This window comes from Aliarcobacter sp., from assembly GCF_041672065.1.
Classification (GTDB): Bacteria; Campylobacterota; Campylobacteria; order Campylobacterales; family Arcobacteraceae; genus Aliarcobacter; species Aliarcobacter skirrowii.
In genome coordinates this window covers 1-2,505 of record NZ_JBAZAH010000092.1, presented here as the reverse complement: position 1 = coordinate 2,505, position 2,505 = coordinate 1, and the positions used below count along the sequence as shown (strand labels likewise).

General features: G+C 30.7%; 3 protein-coding genes and 2 tRNA genes. All 5 read right to left on the bottom strand.

Features of this window, described 5'->3' with window-relative positions; genetic code table 11:
- Window positions 1–145: 145 nt before the first annotated feature.
- Window positions 146–220: transfer RNA gene (locus WC168_RS09500), tRNA-Asn, on the bottom strand.
- Window positions 221–244: 24 nt separating this feature from the next.
- Window positions 245–319: transfer RNA gene (locus tag WC168_RS09495), tRNA-Asn, on the bottom strand.
- A 114-nt stretch (window positions 320–433) separates the two neighbouring features.
- On the bottom strand, window positions 434–1,471 hold the full coding sequence (gene hemE, locus WC168_RS09490) for a uroporphyrinogen decarboxylase (RefSeq protein WP_372618912.1): 1,038 nt from the start codon (window positions 1,469–1,471) through the stop codon (window positions 434–436).
- Window positions 1,472–1,486: 15 nt separating this feature from the next.
- Window positions 1,487–1,999 carry a YqhA family protein gene (locus WC168_RS09485; protein WP_372618910.1) on the bottom strand — a complete coding sequence of 171 codons (513 nt, stop codon included), beginning with the start codon at window positions 1,997–1,999 and terminating at the stop codon, window positions 1,487–1,489.
- A 1-nt stretch (window position 2,000) separates the two neighbouring features.
- Window positions 2,001–2,505 (bottom strand): Asd/ArgC dimerization domain-containing protein (locus WC168_RS09480; protein ID WP_372618908.1); only part of this gene is annotated, 505 nt, incomplete at its 5' end.

Here is a 2,505-nt window from a genome sequence, read left to right as displayed (position 1 = left end):
TATAGACAAGTTATAATTTTACTTATACTTGTTTCTTCATAATATTTTTTTAACATTTCTCATATTCAGTTTATAAAGATTACATCTTCTTAAACCGTCTAATCATACTTTTAAAGATCTTAATTTTTTAAAAAATTATAAAAAATGGCTCCGGCACCTGGGATCGAACCAGGGACCAAATGATTAACAGTCATCTACTCTACCGCTGAGCTATGCCGGAATTTAAAACATTAAACAAAAGAAGTGGCTCCGGCACCTGGGATCGAACCAGGGACCAAATGATTAACAGTCATCTACTCTACCGCTGAGCTATGCCGGAATCTTTCTTTATTCGTTAATGGGGTGGAATTATAGTAAAAATAAAAAGATATGTCAAGAGTTTTTTCAACAAATTTAAAAATTTGTGAAAAAACATATAATACATACTGTTTACCTACTTTTTACTAACTCTTTGACACTCTTTTATAAAGTGAATTGCATTTTCAACTGGAACATCTGGAAGTATTCCATGACCTAAGTTAAATATATGCCCCTCACCTTTCATAACATTTTGAATTGCTTCAACACATTTTGTAGTCTCTTCTTTAGAGTACAATCTACATGGTTCCATATTTCCTTGAAGTACATATTTACTTCCAAGTTTCTCTTTAGCAAGAGCCATTGGTGTTCCCCAATCTACTCCAAATACATCAAAGTTTCCATAAACAAGTCCTCTTTCAATAAATGCAGCAACTCCTTTTGGAAACATAATAACTGGAATATGTGGATATCTCTCTTTTATATACTCTGCAATTTCAACCATATATTTCCAAGAGAACTCATCATAACGACCAGGTTCAATTGCAGCTGCCCAAGAATCAAATATTTGAACAACATCTGCCCCTGCTTCTATTTGTTTTTCTAAATAAAATTTAACAACATCTGTTACTTTTCTTAAAATTTTATGTAAAAACTCTGGATTCGAATACATTATTTTTTTACAAAGATTATATGTTTTTGTTCCTTGTCCTTCAATCATATAAGTTGCTAAGGTCCAAGGTGCTCCTGTAAATCCAATAAGTGCTTTATCTTCAGGCAGTTGTTGTTTTAAAAGTTTTATAGTTTCATAAACATAAGTTAATTTATTAGCAGCTTCTTCTCCTCCAATTAACTTATCCAAATCAGCTTCAGTTTTAATTGGATCTTTAAAAACAGGCCCTTCTCCTTGTAAAAATTCAAGATGCATTCCCATCTCATTTGGAATTACTAAAATATCACTAAATAAAATTGCAGCATCAACTCCCACAATATCAAGTGGCTGAATAGTAACTTCAGCTGCAAGTTTTGGATTATGGCAAAGATTTAAAAAGTTTCCAGCTTTTGATCTAACTTCCATATACTCTTTTAGATATCTTCCAGCTTGTCTCATCATCCAAACAGGAGTATAAGGAGTTGGTCTTCTAAAACATGCTTCTACAAAAATTTTTGACATAATTTAATTCCTTTTTTATTTTTTTCCAACTTTACCTGTAAAGTAAAGTCCAACTGCAAGAGCTACTATTGCTAGTGAAAAATATAGTAACTCAAGTGGTGTTTCATACTTTGTATGTAAAACTCTTTGAAAATAATTTACAACTAAAACCATAATAATAACTTTTGCTATTTTATCTTTTAACTGATCTAGTGAGCTAATATTTAAAATAGAGTTACAATCTTCAGGTGTACAAGCTGCATCTATTTTTGAAATGAATAGTTCATAAATTCCAAAAGAGAATATTAACAAAACAACTGCTATCAAATATAGATCAACTGCTCCAATAATACCAGCAACAATATCCTCATGAAAATGCTCTGGATGAGTTCCATCCATAAATGTTGTAAAAATAAATTTTGCTACATTAATTACATCAACGCTTGCAACAATAAATAAAATTACAGAACCCATAAAACCAAAAATTACAGCAAGAATTACTATAAATCTACTTTTCCAAAGGGCATTTTCAATCAATTTTTCTAACATTTTAGATATCACTTTCCATTTCTATCCATTTTAAACCAATTCTAACTGCATTTGTAGCAGCTCCAACTCTTACTTGGTCAGCAACATTAAAGTAGTGAACAATGTTTGATGCATAAACATCTTTTCTAATTCTTCCAACATATGTAAAATCTGTATCTGTTGAAATTATTGGCATTGGGTATTTTTTATTTGGTAAATCATCTATTACTTTTAGATTTTCAAAATTCTCTAATGCATTTCTAACTTCATTTACATCAACATCAACACCATCTTTAAATGTAACTGTTAGTGATTCACTATGAGATCTTAAAACTGGAACTCGCACACATGTTGCTGCAACTTCAAAGTTTTTGTGCATAATTTTTTGAGTCTCATTTATCATTTTCATCTCTTCTTTAGTAAATCCATTCTCCATTGCAACATCAATTTGAGGAATTACATTAAGTGCAATTTGGTGTGCAAATGCTTTTATCTCTGTTTCGTCCAATCTAAATGCAAAGAAATCT

What these genes read in the sequence shown, in the direction of transcription:
- WC168_RS09485 (WP_372618910.1), bottom strand. Translation starts at nt 1,999, where the DNA reads ATGTTAGAAAAATTGATTGAAAATGCCCTTTGGAAAAGTAGATTTATA.
- hemE (WP_372618912.1), bottom strand. Translation starts at nt 1,471, where the DNA reads ATGTCAAAAATTTTTGTAGAAGCATGTTTTAGAAGACCAACTCCTTAT.